Origin of the sequence: Mangrovitalea sediminis (assembly GCF_002514725.1) — a bacterium.
Taxonomy (GTDB): domain Bacteria; phylum Pseudomonadota; class Gammaproteobacteria; order Pseudomonadales; family Oleiphilaceae; genus Mangrovitalea; species Mangrovitalea sediminis.
On record NZ_NTLB01000006.1, the window covers coordinates 42498 to 59495 of the forward strand.

The window sequence follows — 16998 nt, forward strand, 5'->3', positions numbered from 1 at the left end:
TCTGAGAGGAACCTGACGGTATGGGCACCTATATACTGCGTCGACTGCTGCTGATCATCCCTACCCTGTTTGGGGTCATGCTGCTCAACTTCGTGATTATCCAGGCCGCCCCCGGCGGCCCTGTCGAGCAGATCATGGGTAAGATCAAGGGGTTCGAGACCAGCAACCTCGGCCGCATTACCAATACCGGCGCTGAGACCCTTCAATCCACCTCGGATAACGGCGGCAGCTACCGTGGCAGCCAGGGGTTACGGCCCGAACTCCTGGCCAAGATCAAGAAGATGTATGGCTTTGACCAGCCTGCCTATGTCCGCTTCTTCAAGATGGTGCGCAACTACCTGACCTTCAATTTCGGCGACAGCCTGTTCCGCGACAAATCGGTGCTTGGGCTGATCAAGGAAAAGATGCCCGTCTCCATTTCACTGGGGCTATGGTCGACGCTGATCATCTATCTCGTCTCCATTCCACTGGGTATCCGCAAGGCCGTCCGGGACGGTAGCCATTTCGATGCCTGGACCAGTACGGCCATTATTACCGGTTACTCCATTCCCGGCTTCCTGTTTGCGGTGCTGCTGATTATCCTGTTCGCCGGCGGGACCTATTTCGACTGGTTCCCGCTAAAGGGTTTGACATCGGATAACTTCCACAGCCTGCCCTGGTATCGCCAGATTGCCGACTACTTCTGGCATCTGGTGCTGCCGGTGACAGCCAATGTCGTTGGCGGCTTTGCGACACTGACCTTCCTGACCAAAAACTCGTTCATGGACGAGATCAGCAAGCAATATGTCGTGACAGCGCGGGCCAAGGGGCTGGACGAAAATCGCATCCTTTACGGGCACGTTTTCCGCAACGCCATGCTGATTGTCATCTCTGGCATTCCCGGTCTGCTGGTCAGTCTGTTCTTCACCAGCTCGCTGCTGATCGAGGTCATGTTCTCCCTCGACGGACTCGGTCTGCTCAGCTATCAAGCCACACTGGACCGCGACTATCCGGTCGTCTTCGGCACCCTGTACCTGTTCACATTGATCGGGCTTGTCCTGAAATTGATTAGCGACATCACCTATTTCCTGGTCGATCCGCGGATCGATTTCGAGAGCAGGGAGTCCTGACATGCGATTCCCGCGCCCCCGATTGACCCCGATTCAACAGCGCCGCCTGAACAACTTCAAACGGAGTCGGAAGGCGTACTGGTCGCTATGGATTTTCCTCGCCCTGTTCGCGCTCTCCCTGGCCGCCGAACTGATCGCCAACGACAAGCCCCTGCTGCTCGAGTACAAGCACCAGTTATATTTCCCGGTCTTCAAGACCTACCCCGAGACCGACTTTGGCGGCTTCCTGCCGACAGAAACCAATTTCCGCGACCCGGACGTCGCCAAGGAAATCAAGGCCCACGGCTGGATGCTCTGGCCACCGATCCGGTTCAGTTATGACACCATCAACTACAACCTGAACCAGCCACCGCCCACGCCGCCCAGCACCACCAACTGGCTCGGGACCGACGACCGGGGCCGGGATGTGCTCGCGAGGCTGATCTACGGCTTCCGTCTCTCCGTCGTCTTTGGCCTGATCCTGACCGTGCTCAGCACCATCATCGGGGTCACCGTCGGCGCCGTACAGGGCTTCTACGGCGGCAAGATCGACCTGTTCGGGCAACGATTCCTGGAAATCTGGTCGAGCCTTCCCTATCTCTACCTGCTGATTATCCTGTCCAGCTTCATCACGCCGAATTTCTGGTGGATTCTCGGTATTATGCTGCTGTTCAGTTGGACCAGCCTGGTCGACTTGGTGCGGGCCGAATTCCTTCGGGCACGAAATTTCGAATATGTCCGGGCCGCCCGAGCGCTCGGCCTCGGTAACCGGGGCATTATGTTTCGCCACATGCTGCCCAACGCCATGGTCACCACCCTGACCTATGTTCCCTTTATCCTGACCGGCTCCATCGTTGGCCTGACCTCTCTCGATTTTCTCGGTTTCGGCCTTCCGGTCGGCTCGCCCTCGCTGGGTGAACTGATCGCCGAAGCCAAGGCCAACATTCAGGCGCCCTGGTTGGGAATATCGGCCTTTGCGGCGCTGGCGATCATGCTGACACTGCTGGTGTATATCGGAGAAGGTGTCCGCAATGCGTTTGATCCAAGGAAGTAGCACGCCATGAGCGACGCCCTGCCATTGATCGATATCCAGGATCTCAGTATCCGTTTTCATAATGCCCCGACCGAGGCCGTACGGAAGGTCAGTTTCAGCATTCCGCACAACCAGATTGTCTCGCTCGTGGGTGAAAGCGGTTCAGGGAAATCGGTGACGGCACTTTCCATATTGCGTCTGCTCGACGAGCGGGCCATGACCTATCCCAGTGGCCGTATTCTGCTCGAAGACGAGGACCTGCTGCGCGCCAATGAAAAACGGCTTAGGCAAATCCGCGGCGCCCGCATCAGCGTAGTCTTCCAGGAACCGATGACGTCGCTGAACCCGCTGCACACCGTTGAAAAGCAAATCGGTGAAATACTGTCGGTCCACAAAGGCATTACCGGCGCTGCCGCTCGCGAACGCATCATCGACTTGCTGACGTTGGTAGGCATCCCTGAGCCGGCCTCCCGGCTCAAGAGCTATCCCCACCAGCTTTCCGGCGGCCAGAAGCAACGCATAATGATCGCCATGGCGCTGGCCAACGAACCGGACCTGTTGATCGCCGACGAGCCCACCACAGCGCTTGATGTGACTGTCCAGAAGCAGGTGTTGGAGTTATTGAAGAACCTGCAGAGCCGTTTCGGCATGTCCATCCTGCTGATTACCCACGACCTCTCCATCGTGCGGCGCTATGCCGATGCGGTCGTCGTCATGCAGTCGGGTGAAGTGGTTGAACAGGGCGAATGCCATGCTCTCTTCGAGAATCCCCAGCACCCCTACACGCAGAAGCTCCTCGCGGCTGAGCCTTCCGGGGCGCCAAAGCCCGTGGAGGACGACGCCGAGACGCTGCTGTCGGTCACCGACCTTAGCGTCCGTTTTCCGGTCGGAAAGCGTCTTTTCGGACAAGCCCGGGATTACTTTGTTGCTGTCGATCACATCAGCCTGGCGCTACGCCGGGGGGAAACCCTGGGAATCGTCGGTGAAAGTGGTAGCGGTAAAACCACTTTGGGTCTGGCACTGCTGAAACTGATCCGCAGCGAAGGCGCCGTAACCTTCAGAGACCAACGCCTGGATGGCCTAGACCAGAAGCAGTTCCGACCGTTCCGCCGCGCCTTGCAAATCGTTTTCCAGGACCCGTATGGCAGCCTGAGCCCCCGAATGTCCATTGCGGAGATCATTGGCGAAGGCCTCGGCATCCACCGCATCGGTACGCCTGCGGAGCGCGAGCAACGCATTATTCAGGCGCTCGAGGACGTCGGGCTCGACCCTGAAACCCGCCACCGCTATCCGCACGAGTTTTCCGGCGGTCAACGCCAGCGCGTCGCGCTCGCCCGAGCTCTGGTTCTGCAACCGGACATTATTATCCTGGATGAACCGACATCCGCGCTCGACCGCACCGTACAGGCGCAAATGATTCGTCTGCTGCGCGAGCTACAGCGCAAATACCAGCTCAGTTTTCTCTTTATCAGCCACGACCTGTCTGTGGTGCGAGCCCTCAGTCACCGACTCATCGTGATGCGCCAGGGCCGGGTTGTCGAAGAAGGCGAAGCCAGTCAGGTCTTCGACAGCCCCCGTCATCCCTATACCCGGGAGTTGATGGACGCCGCCTTTTTCTACCAGAAAGACAACACCGAAACCCCGCGGTCACCGATCCCGGGATTCTGAAAACAAAGGCCTTAGACGAACGGTTAATCATCCGGTAGCGTCTCCCGTGGGATACTACGCGGATTAGTCACAGGGGAGATTTGAATCATGGGAATGCTCGAAGGCAAAAAGGCGCTGATCGTCGGTGTCGCCAGTAAACATTCGATCGCCAGCGGTATTGCAGCCGCATTCCAGCGGGAAGGCGCTGAACTGGCCTTTACCTATCAGAACGAACGCCTGCGCGAGCGCGTCGAAGGTTTTGCGGAAGGCTGGGGCAGTAAGATCGTTGTGCCCTGTGACGTTGCCAACGATAGCGACATCGACAATGTCTTCAAGGAGCTGGGCAAGCATTGGGACGGCGTGGATATCGTGATTCACTCCGTCGGTTTCGCGCCCGCCAACGAACTCGCAGGCAACTATGTGGATGTCACCACTCGCGAAGGCTTCCGCATCGCCCACGACATCAGCTCCTATAGCTTTGTCGCCCTGGCTCGTGCCGGGCGGGAGATGATGCGCGGCCGCAACGGTTCCCTGCTGACGCTGACGTACCTGGGTGCCCAGAAAGTGCTGCCCAACTACAACGTCATGGGGCTGGCCAAAGCGAGCCTGGAGGCAAACGTACGCTACATGGCGGCGAGCCTGGGGCCGGATGGCACCCGGGTCAACGGTATTTCAGCCGGCCCGATCAAGACGCTGGCCGCTTCCGGCATCGGCAGCTTCCGCAAGATGCTGTCCGAAAATGCCAACCGTGCGCCCCTTCGCCGTAACGTCACGACGGAAGAAGTAGGCAACAGCGGCGCCTTCCTCTGTTCCGACATGGCTTCCGGTATTACCGGCGAAATCCTTTACGTCGATGCCGGTTTCAACATTACTGCCATGGGTAATCTCGAGGATTAAGCCTCTCCGGGGGCGGAAGACCTTCCGCCCCCACCTCATATCCGTTGTCCCTGCGGGCCAGCCACCGGGAAAGCCGGATTTTTCACGACGTTACTCGAACTGCGTCACTGTCACGATCAGTAAGAGTCTGTAACATTGACGCGCTCGCTTTAACAGGTGAAAGGCGCATGAAATCAACTAGTAAATGGATTTTCCTGGCTCTTCTCCAACTCTGCCTGGTCTCCGGCCTGCTCAGTGGTTGCTCCAGCATGGGCGCCGCTCTGGAAGCCAGCCCCTCCCTGGCGAACGCCATGGGGGTTGCAGATATTCCGATGAGCGACCTGAAAAAATGGTACGTGTCTGACAACGACCATTTCATCCAGGTCAACGGTTACAACATTCACTATCGGGATGTCGGTCAGGGGCCACCTGTCGTGTTGTTACACGGCATCTTTTCTTCGCTGCAGACCTGGGACGGCTGGATCGGCGACCTGAGCAAGACGCATCGGGTTATCGCACTGGACATGCCCGGCTACGGGCTGACGGGAGCCCCCAAGGATATCGACGATTTCAGCGAGCAGAATATCGTCAACACCTTTGCCAAGTTCGTTGACCGACTGCAACTCGAACACTTCTCCCTGGTGGGCAACTCCCTCGGGGGGTACGTTGCCGCCACCTATGCCGCCGATTACCCCGAACGGGTCGACCGGCTGATCCTGCTCGACCCTTTTGGTTACCCGCAGAACCTGCCCTGGATCATGAGCCTGGCGACCTTCCCGCCTGTGGAGTTCCTGGGCGAATATTGCCTGCCGCCTGTGATTGTGACATTGAATGTGCGCTGGGTTTACGGCGATCCGAGGCGTATCACGGATGATAATATCTATCGCTATGTCCGTATGAGCCAGCGCGAAGGGGCCAGGAAGATCTACGTCCGCACGCTGGATATGATCAAGAAGCAGGCGGACACCGAAAAGCCGCTGCCTTTTTACCGGATCAAGGCACCGACCCTCTTGATGTGGGGTGGCAAAGACGACTGGGTTCCCGAGAAGATTTCCAAGAAATGGCTGGACGACATTGCCAATTCGCGACTCATCGTGTATCCCGGAGTCGGCCACATTCCCATGGAAGAGGTGCCGGAAACGACGCTTAGGGATGCAGAGCCGTTCCTGGCAGGTGGTTTTGCCGCCCTCGACAAGTCCCATGAGAAGCCAAAGGACGACACAGGTACAGCCATGCCGGACATGGCACCGTTCGATACCAACCAGATCGAACAGAATGGCGGGAACACGAACAACAACCCCGCGACGCCCCAACCCAGTCCGGCCCAGTAGCCACACCGAGGGATACGACCCGGCGCCAGATACGGCGCTGGGAAGCTCCACCTAGCGCCTGGACTAGCCCAATGTCAGGAGGTGCGCCACCGCTTCCTTCCATTCCAGGACAGAGGCATCATCGGATTCGTAGACCTGGAATCCGATGGTATAGCCCCGAGCCTCCTCTCGACACCACATGACCTCAACGGTCAACAGATACGCCCGCTCGTTGACATGCACCGTCATCGGCAGGAGGGCTCCCGTGGGCAGCATTTCCTGAGAATGCACCCTGATGCCGTTGGCGGAGATATCGCTGGTCACACAGGACAACAGGCGGCGAGGCTGGTCTGCCGTCGGATCGGCGGCCTCCACCTCCACTTCCACCCGCACGCGACCGGTCAAACGGTATTCTCGGCGCTGTTCACGGCTGTCGTCCAGAAGCGGCGCAAAGTCAGCGTCCTGGCGATTGCTGTCAGGTTCCAGATGCTTATCGGTCATTGCTTGCCTACCCTGATGCGCCCCACCACACGGGACAGTGTGTCCTCAAATTCCGCGCCCCCGCTGAGAATCCTGACCTTGCCGTCCTGCAGGTACTTCAGCATCTCGTCACGCAAAATCTCCCGACGGTTCAGGCCCAGGCGATCGACGAACAACAACTTCCCACTGGCATTGATTCGCACTGCCAGCTTGAGGCGAAGCCCCTCCTCACCGTCATCGTCTTTCAATTCGATCCAGCCGCCCAGCTTGATCCCATCGATCTGGGCATACAGTTCGCTGATCCGCTTTTGCTGTGCAGCGGCCTCCGCCTGTGCTTCCGCCTCTGCCGCTTCGCGTTCCGCCGCCAACCGGGCCTGCTCTTCCGCCAGCGCCCGGCGCTCGGCATCTGCCCGGGCCCTGGCCTCGGCTTCCTCGCGTGCCTTTTTTAACGATTCGGCCTGCAACCTGGCATGTTCGACTGCGGCCTTACGCTGCTGTCGCTGCGCCTCGAGCACTTTTCCCAGGCCGGCCAACGTATCCTGTAAAACGTCGGCAAAACTGTTGAGCGGTGGCAATAGCCGGAGCTGGCCGCTGCCCTGGGCCCCCAGGAACGCCTCGACAGAGGTGACTGCCAGTTTGACGCCATTACCATTGGTCCAGAGCAATTCGCCCGACTCGCGCAGTTCCGCAAACAGGTAACGGCGCTGCTCTCCTACTCCCTGACCTTCGACAAACCATTGTCCGACGAACCCGCCCGGCACTGGCGTTACTTCGGGCTCCAGCCAGGCTCCATCGAACTCGATAACCGGTGCTTGAACCAACGGGACAGCCTGCCCTTGCAAACGCGCGACCAGCAACGACTGGATGCGATCCAGGTAACCACTGTCAAAAGCGGTACCCGTCACGCCTTTCCAGACATCGGCAATACGGTCGGTCAGTTGCTCGCCTACCTGATAGAGACGGTCTCTATCGGTATCCGACAAGGCAGGATCCGCCACCCAGACCATCCATTCCAGAAGCCGTCCGGCATGACGCCATGCATCGCTTTCCATCCCCTGCTCGAGCGCGATCTGGCGCAGCAGGGGCTGCCAGTAGCGATCGATCCATTCGGTCATCAACTCGGGAATCCGTCGGCCCTGAAGTACCCGCCCCAGTAGCGCCCTTGCCCGTTGCTCAGCCGCTCGCTGGCGCGCTGCCCCCCTTTCGGTCTCCAGCAGTCGCTTGCGCAACTTGTCCCGGCGCTCGCGCTGGACCTCCATCTCCTGATGCCAGTTGTCGACAAAGGCGGCCAGCGGACCTTCGTCGTTCGCGTCGAAGGCTGACTGCACCGCCTTATAGAACGCCTCCAGACGCTCCAGAACCTGCTTTGAGGAGCGCCCGCCGGTATCGCTCCAGCCTCGCAGGTCATCAAGCGTGTCCAGCCAGCGTTTAATCGGCGCCGTAACAGCGAGCGCCTCGGCGCCCTGCTCTGCCAGCTTCCAGGCGAGCCAGAAGCGCAAGCGCGCGACGGCCTTTATCAGCGCCGGATTGAGGCCGGATTTTCGAACAAAGACATCCATCATGCGGTCTGACAGGTAGGCCGCGTTTACCTGACGCATAGACCATGTTTCGCTACGTGCCTTTAGCACCTGAACGACCGTTTCGTCACAACGGCTCCGCCAACAGTCCGCCAGAATGGGTCGCCATTCAGTTTCAGGCTCCGCGCTCCGGCCTACAGGATAAGGCAAGTCCGGAACACGTAATTCAGCCAGTATGTCGTCAGCTAGACTCACAGGATTTCACCACATCGGCGTCATAGAAAAGACGCGGAAAAACATCACGCCAGGCAGAGACGATAGCCGCAGGAATCGGTTTGACGGCATCACCCGCGCTGACTCGGAATAATCGTATCGGGCCCGTAGGTTTCGTGAATGACAGCACCGCAACAGGATATCGGTCCCCCCGCGCGACCACTGTCGGAATTTGCCATGATGGCATAGCGTCTTATACCAAATCATTCCAGCACATAAGACGCCATTGAGCTAGCCTGTTAGATGCGGAAGTATTCCGCGACCGCCATGGAATCCAGGCAAAGATGTTACATCGATCAGAAGGAGTTGATACATGTACGACCTAACGCTGGACAGACGAAAATACGCCCGACGCCAGCAGAGCCCGCTGGCGAAAGACACATATCGCGTTCAGGGATACGAGCGCCGAAATGGCGACAGACGCACCGATTGCCGACCGTTGTCGGCATTCCCCTTCCTGCCGCACAGCATGCGTTGAGAATCAACTTCACCGAGTTCGGCAATTCCGACGGTCGACATACACTGAAGCCTCGCATGTGGCGCCTTGCTGCATGCGGGGCCGTTGCATTGAAGCGCCAAATAAAGCAGACTTGTGGGCCCCACTTCAGGCCAGCACCGACGCGGCGGCCGGCCCTGAAAGTTGTCTTTGGCAGGTATTGCCCCGACACCCGACTGGAATAAAGACCCTCAAGGCGGTCCAGCTCTGGTGAAGGAATATCATCAGGAACAGAACCCTTATGTCCGGCGAACAACTCGAGAATCTCAATGTCGCCAGCCAGGAGCCCTTGATCACCCCGGAGGCCCTGAAGCGCGAAATGCCGCTGTCCGATACAGCCGCAGCCACTGTTACCCAAGGCCGCCAGGTTATTAACAACATCCTGGACCGGAAGGACCCTCGCCTTATCGTCGTCGTCGGCCCCTGCTCGATTCACGACGTGAAAGCCGCCCGCGAGTATGCGCAGCGTCTGAAGAAACTGAGCGAAGAGCTGAGCGAAACCCTTTATCTGGTGATGCGCGTCTATTTCGAGAAGCCGCGAACCACCATCGGCTGGAAAGGCCTGATCAACGACCCGCATCTGGATGACTCATTCGACATCGAGCAAGGCCTGCACATCGGTCGTCGCTTGCTGCTGGATATTGCCGAAATCGGGCTGCCGACTGCGACAGAAGCGCTCGATCCTATCAGCCCCCAGTATTTGCAGGATACGATTTCCTGGTCGGCCATCGGCGCCCGTACCACCGAATCGCAAACACATCGCGAAATGAGCAGTGGCCTGTCGACAGCGATCGGCTTCAAGAATGGGACTGACGGCAGCCTGGAAGTCGCAGTCAACGCCATGAAGTCCGTCTCCCATCCGCACAGCTTCCTGGGTATCGATCAGCAAGGCCTGGTGTCAGTCATCCGCACCCGTGGCAACCAATACGGTCACGTGGTCCTGCGTGGTGGTGGCGGCAAGCCGAATTACGATTCGGTCAGTGTTGCGCTGTGCGAGAAGGAGCTTGAAAAAGCCGGGCTGCGCCAGGCCATCATGATCGATTGTAGCCACGCCAACTCCAACAAGGACCCGGCGCTACAGCCGCTGGTGATGCAGGATGTTGCACATCAGATTATCGAAGGCAACCAGTCCATTATCGGGCTGATGGTGGAAAGTAACCTGAATTGGGGCAGCCAGGCGTTGCCGGCGGACCTGAAAGACCTGAAATACGGTGTTTCTGTCACCGACGCCTGTATCGACTGGGAAACCACCGAAAAGGCTCTGCGCGACCTGGATCAAAAGCTGAAACCAGTGCTCGCAGGCCGGCACTAAGTCATATCCTGACGCACAGTGACGACAATCGCTGTGCGTCCTTTCCCGTCCACGCCATCAACGCCTCAGCACCGTGCCGTCAGGTGAGTCCACACCCTCATCTCGCAGTCCCAGCCAGTCCAGTTTACCCCTGAGCCGAACCACTTCCCCCACGATAATGAGCGTGGGCGCATGCACGCCCGATGCTTCGACGCGCCCGCTGATAGAGTCCAGTGTTCCCGTAACCACCACCTGCTCCGGCGTCGTTCCCCTGGATACCAGGGCCACCGGCATAGAAGGCGCCATCCCATGAGCCATCAGTTCACGCGCAATCACCGGCAGACCGACCAGCCCCATGTAAAAGACCAGGGTCTGGCGATTCTGAACCAGGTCGTGCCAGGGCAAATCGCAACTGTCATCCTGCAGGTGCCCCGTGACGAAGCGGACAGACTGGGCGTAATTGCGGTGTGTCAGCGGGATACCGGCATAAGCGGCACACCCTGATGCCGCCGTAATACCCGGAACCACCTGGAACCGAATGCCGGCCTCAGCCAGGGTTTCGATTTCCTCGCCTCCCCGGCCGAAGATGAACGGGTCTCCGCCCTTAAGACGCACGACCGTCTTTCCCTGGCGCGCATAGTCGACCAGCAACTGATTGATCGCATGCTGCGGGACCGAATGATTGGAACGTGCCTTTCCCACGTGGACACGTTCGGCCCCGCTATTGATCAAGGCGAGAATTTCCGGAGAGACCAGCCGGTCATAGAGCACCACGTCCGCCATGCCGATCAGTCGCAATGCCTTCACGGTCAGCAGATCAGGATCGCCGGGCCCGGCTCCCACCAGAAACACTTCACCTTCAGCCGCAGATGTCATCCGCTATTCCTTTGCAACGTTATCCGCGGGTCTCTCAACGCAGAACGTCGACACCGCGCATGTAGGGACGCAGAATTTCCGGAACGACCACTGAGCCGTCTTCCTGCTGATAGTTCTCCAAAACCGCCACCAGCGCACGTCCGACGGCCAGGCCGGACCCGTTCAGCGTATGGACCAGCTCGGGTTTGCCCGTTTCTGGATTGCGCCAGCGCGCCAGCATCCGGCGGGCCTGGAAGTCGCGGGTGTTGCTGCAGGACGAAATCTCGCGGTACTTACCCTGGCCAGGGAGCCAGACTTCCAGGTCATAGGTCTTCGCAGCGGAAAAGCCCATATCCCCACCGCACAGCAACATGACCCGGTACGGCAATCCCAAAAGCTGCAGAACACGCTCGGCGTGGGTGGTGAGTTCTTCCAGGGCCTTTTCGGAGTCTTCAGGCCGCACCACATGCACCAGCTCCACCTTGTCGAACTGGTGCTGCCGGATCATACCCCGGGTATCCCGGCCGTAAGAACCGGCCTCACTGCGGAAGCACGGCGTGTGGCAAACGAAGCGCAGGGGCAGTTGATCAGCTTCGATGATGCTGTCGCGCACCAGGTTGGTCGCCGGCACTTCTGCGGTAGGAATCAGGTACAGGCCGTCGTCGCCCGTCATGCGGAACAGGTCTTCCTCGAATTTCGGCAGCTGTCCTGTACCGAAAAGCGCCTCGCTATTGACCAGATAAGGCACGTAGGTTTCGCCATATCCATGCTCCTCGGTGTGAAGATCGAGCATGAACTGGGCAAGTGCGCGGTGCAGACGGGCGATCCCCTTCCGCATCACAGCAAAGCGCGACCGTGAAATCTGCGCGGCCTTGGCAAAATCGAGCCCGTCCAACCCTTCACCGATATCCACATGGTCGCGCGGTTCGAAGTCAAACTGGCGTGGTTCGCCCCAGCGCCGGACTTCCAGGTTGTGCTCCTCATCGCGGCCCTCCGGAACATCATCGTCCGGCAGGTTCGGAATGCCCGCGACAAAGGCATTCATACGCTCCTGAAGATCACGAAGGCTGTCTTCCGCTTCGCTGCGCTGCTGTTTCAGCGCATTGACCGCTTCCATCAACGGGGCAATGTCCTCGCCAGCTGCCTTGGCCTTGCCAATTTCCTTGGAACGGCGATTCTGGTCCCCCTGAATCTCTTCGGTGCGAACCTGGAGCGCCTTACGCTGGGATTCCAGAGTTTCGAAGGTCTCCAGATCAAATCGGAACTGTTTGCGGGCAAGCCGTTCGACGACTGTGGCGGTGTGAGAGCGGACCAGTTTCGGATCAAGCATGGTAATCCTGCACTTTCGGAGTTGGGAGTTTAGAACAGGCCCGGCATGGGGCTTGGCGAAAAACCGCTATTCTAGCCCGGAATGCCGCCGGCTTCATGTCCTCAGGGCAGCCAGATCAGGATTTATCGGACTTGGGATAGCGCTGCAGAGGGCTGTTCGCATTTAACGCATCGAGATAAGCGCGCTTTTCAGCCAGCTTTTTCTCCAGACCGCGGTCGACGGGATGGTAATAGCGGGTACCGTCGAGCGCTTCCGGGAAATAGGATTCCCCGGCGGCAAAGGCTTCCGGCTCATCATGGGCATAGCGGTACTCCGCGCCATGCCCCATATCCTTGAGCAGGGATGTGGGCGCGTTACGCAGATGCACGGGAACCGTGTAATCCGGCTGTTCACGAATGGCCGCCCGGCAGGCGTTAAAGGCCTTATAGACAGCATTGCTCTTGGGCGCCATCGCCAGATAGATGGTCAGTTGCGCCAGTGCCAGTTCCCCCTCTGGGCTCCCCAGGCGCTCCTGGACGTCCCAGGCGCTCAATGCCATTTCCAGAGCCCGCGGATCAGCATTACCGACATCCTCACTCGCCACGCGCACCAGGCGCCGGGCCAGATACAGCGGATCGCAACCCCCATCCAGCATCCGGCAAAACCAATACAGCGAGGCATCGGGGTCAGAGCCACGAATGGACTTGTGGAGCGCCGAGATCTGGTCATAAAACAGGTCCCCGCCTTTATCGAAGCGACGCAGCGACGTCTGCAGGACCTGCTCGAGAATACGCGCATCGATGCGGGGTTTACCGGAACCGTCGTCTTCCGCCAGATCGGCGGCCACCTCGAGTATATTCAGCGCCCGACGGGCATCCCCATCGGCCGCCTGGGCCATCGCCGCCAGGATGTCTGCATCAACCGCAACGCGTTGATTCAACCCGGCAGGTGAGCTCAGGCCCCGCTCAAGAACCTGCACGATATCGCCGTTCTCAAGCGATTTCAGCACGTAGACCCGGGTACGCGACAGAAGGGCGCTATTCAGTTCGAAGGAGGGATTTTCCGTCGTGGCACCCACAAAGATCACCGTGCCGTTTTCAATGTGGGGCAGGAAGGCATCCTGCTGCGACTTGTTGAAGCGATGTACTTCATCCACGAACAACAGCGTTTCCCGGCCATCCGCTAACTTACGCTGCCGGGCCTGTTCCACAGCCTCGCGGATATCCTTGACGCCACTGAGTACCGCCGACAGCGTAACGAACACAATGTCGGCGGTTTCTGCCAAGAGGCGGGCAAAGGTCGTCTTGCCCACGCCGGGCGGCCCCCACAGGATCATGGAGTGCAACTGCCCCATTTCAACCGCCCGTCGCAACGGCTTACCCGGACCTACCAAATGCGTCTGGCCGACATAATCGGCAAGCGATTCCGGACGCATCCGTGCCGCCAGTGGTTGCAATGCGGGGTCGGCAGCGAACAGCTGCTCCTGCTGGGCCATCAGTTCGAACTCTGGATAACATCCGTGCCAGGAGGAACCTGCAGCTCGAACTTGCTGTCCGCAATCGGCTGATTGGTCACCACATGGCTGAATTGCAGCGTACTCTGCTGGTCCAGCGAGTCATGCAGGCGCATCTCCACCAGGGTGTTCTTCTCGAAGCGCAGTGCCAGCGACTCGAACAGGGAGTCCGGATTCTTGGGAACCAAGGTAAACACCACGCCGTTCGCCCGCTCGGTACGCTGCACCCGGTAGGCCTTATCCAGATTCTTGACGTTACCGCTCAGCAACAGGGCGGGCGTTGAAGACAGGCGCTGGTCCATATCCTGAATGGTCACCTGCATCAGGTCGGGGTCGTAGACTTTTACCCGCTTGCCATCCGCCACGATGAACTGCTCCATTGGCGGATTGGTATGCCAATAGAAATAGCCGGGACGCTTCGCCAGCATGGTTCCCGAGGAATGCTGTACGACCGCCCCGCTCTTATCCACCACTTTCTGCTGAAAACTGGCGGAAAAGGTCCGGTATCCTTCCAGGCGAGCGGCCAGCAGTTGGCTGGCATCGGCTGGCGCATTCGCAGCGGCAGCCTGCGATATTCCTGGCGCCAACGTGGCGACGACACAAATCAAGGCTGATAGGAATGTTGAGTAAGACGTCGTCAAAAACAATTTGATAAACCGGGACATAGCAATCCTTATTCGCAACGTCGGAACATCAGTCCCTGGGAGGTGGTGGTGCCAGGACTTCACGAGAGCCGTTGTGGCCTGCAGCGCTTACGACACCGGAGGACTCCATGGCCTCAACCAGATTGGCCGCACGGTTGTAGCCAATCTTGAATTTACGCTGAACAGAGGAAATCGACACCCTGCGGCTTTCCGTGACAAAAGCCACGGCTTCGTCGTAGAGCGCGTCCTGCTCGCTATCGCCTTCACCGCCAAAGGAAGCCGGCATTCCAGGTAGACTCTCACCCTCAGCACCGGAAAGGATCTCTTCGACGAAAACCGGCTCGCCCCGGGCTTTCCAGGCGCTGACCACTCGATGAACTTCCTCGTCGGCAACAAAGGCACCGTGTACACGCACTGGCAGACCGGTGCCGGGCGGCAGGTACAGCATATCCCCGTGTCCCAGCAATTGCTCCGCACCACCTTGATCCAGAATGGTTCGTGAGTCGATCTTGGACGACACCTGGAACGACATTCGGGTGGGAATATTGGCTTTGATCAGGCCGGTGATGACATCCACCGACGGGCGCTGGGTAGCCAGAATCAGGTGGATCCCCGCCGCACGTGCCTTTTGGGCAATCCGCGCAATCAATTCTTCAACCTTCTTGCCGACGATCATCATCATGTCGGCGAATTCGTCGATGACGACAACGATAAAGGGCAGAACCTCCAGCTCAGGCCGAGCCTGTTCGCTGTTGTCGAGGAACTCATCCGGCCGCCATAGCGGATCCAGAATGGGTTCACCCGCCGCCGCAGCTTCTCGCAGCTTACGATTGAAACCTGCCAGATTACGCACGCCGAGCGCCGCCATCAGCTTGTAACGACGCTCCATTTCGGCCACGCACCAACGCAACGCATTAGCCGCTTCCTTCATGTCGGTCACAACAGGCGCGAGCAGATGCGGGATTCCGTCGTAGATCGACAGCTCCAGCATTTTGGGGTCGACCATGATGAAGCGGACTTCTTCCGGCGTGGCCTTGAGCAGCATGCTCAGCAACATCGCGTTAACACCAACGGATTTACCGGACCCGGTAGTACCGGCCACCAGCAAGTGCGGCATTTTCGACAGATTGGCAACAACCGGATTGCCGGCAATGTCATTGCCCAGTGCCAGCGACAGCGCCGAACTGGCATCCTTGAACTCCGGTGCCGACAGCACTTCGCTGAGGCGTACCATTTCCCGCTCTTCATTGGGAATTTCGATACCCACAACGGACTTGCCGGGAATCACTTCCACCACGCGCACGCTGAATACCGCCAATGAGCGGGCGAGATCCTTCGCGAGGTTGGAGATACGGCTGACTTTGACACCCGGCGCCGGCTGAATTTCAAAACGGGTGATCACCGGGCCGGGATTGACTTCCACCACTTCCACCGACACCCCGAAATCCTGCAGTTTCTCCTCCAGCAGGCGGGACATATGCTCCAGCAGCTCGCGGGAAAAGCCCTTCTTCTTATGGGTTTCCGGCGGGTCCAGCAGGGTAATCGGCGGTATCGGACTGTCCATGTCGTCAAACAGCGACGGCTGTTGATCATTCACCGATTTCTTTGCAGCCGGCTTGGGATCGCGCCGGAAAGGTGCAATTTTCGGCGCCTTGCCGACCGCGTCGGCCCCCTTCCCTACCGCAGGCTCTGCGCGCAATGGCGGCTCGGAGCGCGGCACCTTGGGAGGTTCAGGTTCGGTAACGGCAATCACAGGTTCCCGGCGGTCCTCAACCGGTCTGTCTTCCTTGGGCTTGCGCCGGAAAAGGCGCTTCAACCAACCGGGCTCAGCGTCGAGTTCCTGCGTGTCCTCAATGCGGTCATTGACGACGGGGGGCTCAACGTCCTTTTTGGGAACCGGCTTGGGAGCTGGCGATGGCACCACCGCTTTGCGGGCCGGTCGGGAGGGTTCAGAATCTTCGTGTTTTTCCTCCCGGCTGGAAATTCGCTGCCAAACGGTAAGCGCAAGGCCGCCGAGACGATCCATCAACCCCAACCAGGAAATCCCGGTGAAGATAGTGACGGCAAACAGGAAGATAGCCACCAGAATGACCGTGGCGGCCGGCAAATTGAAGGAGCCGACCATCGAGTTCGACACTTCCCGCCCGATGACACCCCCGGCGCCAGCGTCCAGCCCAAAGATCGAATAGGTGGCCAGAAGACTCGTCGCAGAAAACAGCAACAGCAGAAAACCGCCCATACGCAGCAGGAACAGCGGCCAGTGAAACGCCATGCTGCGGTTGCGCTGACGGATTAACAAAAAGGCGTAATACGCCGTCAGCGCCGGGAACAGGTAGGACACATAGCCAAAGAAATTAAAAAACAGGCTGGCGAACCAGGCACCGGTCCTCCCGGCATAGTTGGTTGCCTGTGTTTGATGACCGATACTGGCCCAGCCAGGATCCGCCGGATTATAGGAAACCAGTGCCATGGTCAGGTAAATGCAGAGTGCCACAAGGCCAATCAGCGCGCCTTCCCGACCGCCCTGGGCCAACAGGCGCTGGAAGCGTTTCTGCTTATCGGTATGGGAATCCATGGTCGCTGTCTTCAAATCCGACATGCATGTCCTTCTGAAAGATGGGGGCAATGTGCCGACGATGTTACCGGCCACTGTCAGGCAATTTGAC

14 protein-coding genes are annotated in these 16998 nt (G+C 58.9%); 7 read left to right on the forward strand and 7 right to left on the reverse strand.

Annotated elements, in window-relative coordinates; all coding sequences use genetic code 11:
* Window positions 1-20 precede the first annotated feature (20 nt).
* The 5 genes from CLR77_RS15295 (at window position 21) to CLR77_RS15315 (ending at window position 5975) form a co-directional block, all read left to right on the forward strand.
* A complete protein-coding gene (locus CLR77_RS15295; RefSeq protein ID WP_097461556.1) occupies window positions 21-1109 on the forward strand; it encodes a microcin C ABC transporter permease YejB in 1089 nt (362 codons plus the stop codon).
* A gap of 1 nt (window position 1110) precedes the next feature.
* Window positions 1111-2142, forward strand: coding sequence for an ABC transporter permease (locus tag CLR77_RS15300; protein ID WP_097461557.1), 1032 nt, complete (start codon window positions 1111-1113; stop codon window positions 2140-2142).
* Window positions 2143-2148: 6 nt separating this feature from the next.
* Window positions 2149-3789 (forward strand): ABC transporter ATP-binding protein, encoded by a 1641-nt coding sequence (locus CLR77_RS15305; RefSeq protein WP_097461558.1) that lies wholly within the window; start codon window positions 2149-2151, stop codon window positions 3787-3789.
* Between the two features lie 87 nt (window positions 3790-3876).
* Entirely contained in the window at window positions 3877-4665 is a 789-nt protein-coding gene (locus CLR77_RS15310) for an enoyl-ACP reductase FabI (RefSeq protein ID WP_097461559.1), read from the forward strand.
* A 167-nt stretch (window positions 4666-4832) separates the two neighbouring features.
* Window positions 4833-5975, forward strand: coding sequence for an alpha/beta fold hydrolase (locus CLR77_RS15315; protein ID WP_097461560.1), 1143 nt, complete (start codon window positions 4833-4835; stop codon window positions 5973-5975).
* Between the two features lie 63 nt (window positions 5976-6038).
* On the opposite strand, the gene CLR77_RS15320 is transcribed toward CLR77_RS15315, so the two are convergent.
* Both CLR77_RS15320 and CLR77_RS15325 read right to left on the reverse strand, forming a co-directional pair.
* Window positions 6039-6455: a PilZ domain-containing protein gene (locus tag CLR77_RS15320; protein ID WP_097461561.1), complete on the reverse strand. Its 417-nt coding sequence runs from the start codon at window positions 6453-6455 to the stop codon at window positions 6039-6041.
* Complete coding sequence (locus CLR77_RS15325; RefSeq protein WP_097461562.1) at window positions 6452-8032, reverse strand: DUF1631 family protein; 1581 nt, start codon at window positions 8030-8032, stop codon at window positions 6452-6454. The genes CLR77_RS15320 and CLR77_RS15325 overlap by 4 nt, the downstream gene beginning before the upstream one ends.
* A 505-nt stretch (window positions 8033-8537) precedes the next feature.
* Between CLR77_RS15325 and CLR77_RS20145 the strand changes: the two genes are divergently transcribed.
* Both CLR77_RS20145 and CLR77_RS15330 read left to right on the forward strand, forming a co-directional pair.
* The gene (locus CLR77_RS20145; RefSeq protein ID WP_158227221.1) at window positions 8538-8702 is read left to right on the forward strand and encodes a hypothetical protein; all 165 of its coding nucleotides are present in this window, start codon (window positions 8538-8540) and stop codon (window positions 8700-8702) included.
* Window positions 8703-8961: 259 nt separating this feature from the next.
* A complete protein-coding gene (locus CLR77_RS15330) occupies window positions 8962-10032 on the forward strand; it encodes a 3-deoxy-7-phosphoheptulonate synthase (protein WP_097461563.1) in 1071 nt (356 codons plus the stop codon).
* A gap of 57 nt (window positions 10033-10089) precedes the next feature.
* Here CLR77_RS15330 and cobA read toward each other — a convergent pair whose 3' ends face one another.
* The 5 genes from cobA to CLR77_RS15355 all read right to left on the reverse strand — a co-directional run bounded on the left by cobA (window position 10090) and on the right by CLR77_RS15355 (window position 16931).
* Window positions 10090-10887 carry a uroporphyrinogen-III C-methyltransferase gene (gene cobA / locus CLR77_RS15335; RefSeq protein ID WP_097461564.1) on the reverse strand — a complete coding sequence of 266 codons (798 nt, stop codon included), beginning with the start codon at window positions 10885-10887 and terminating at the stop codon, window positions 10090-10092.
* Between the two features lie 34 nt (window positions 10888-10921).
* On the reverse strand, window positions 10922-12196 hold the full coding sequence (serS, locus tag CLR77_RS15340; protein WP_097461565.1) for a serine--tRNA ligase: 1275 nt from the start codon (window positions 12194-12196) through the stop codon (window positions 10922-10924).
* 115 nt (window positions 12197-12311) lie between these two features.
* Window positions 12312-13670, reverse strand: coding sequence for a replication-associated recombination protein A (locus CLR77_RS15345; protein ID WP_097461566.1), 1359 nt, complete (start codon window positions 13668-13670; stop codon window positions 12312-12314).
* Window positions 13670-14353: an outer membrane lipoprotein chaperone LolA gene (gene lolA / locus CLR77_RS15350; RefSeq protein ID WP_097461567.1), complete on the reverse strand. Its 684-nt coding sequence runs from the start codon at window positions 14351-14353 to the stop codon at window positions 13670-13672. Before lolA ends, CLR77_RS15345 begins: the two co-directional genes overlap by 1 nt.
* A gap of 28 nt (window positions 14354-14381) precedes the next feature.
* Window positions 14382-16931: a DNA translocase FtsK gene (locus tag CLR77_RS15355; protein WP_097461568.1), complete on the reverse strand. Its 2550-nt coding sequence runs from the start codon at window positions 16929-16931 to the stop codon at window positions 14382-14384.
* Window positions 16932-16998: the final 67 nt, after the last annotated feature.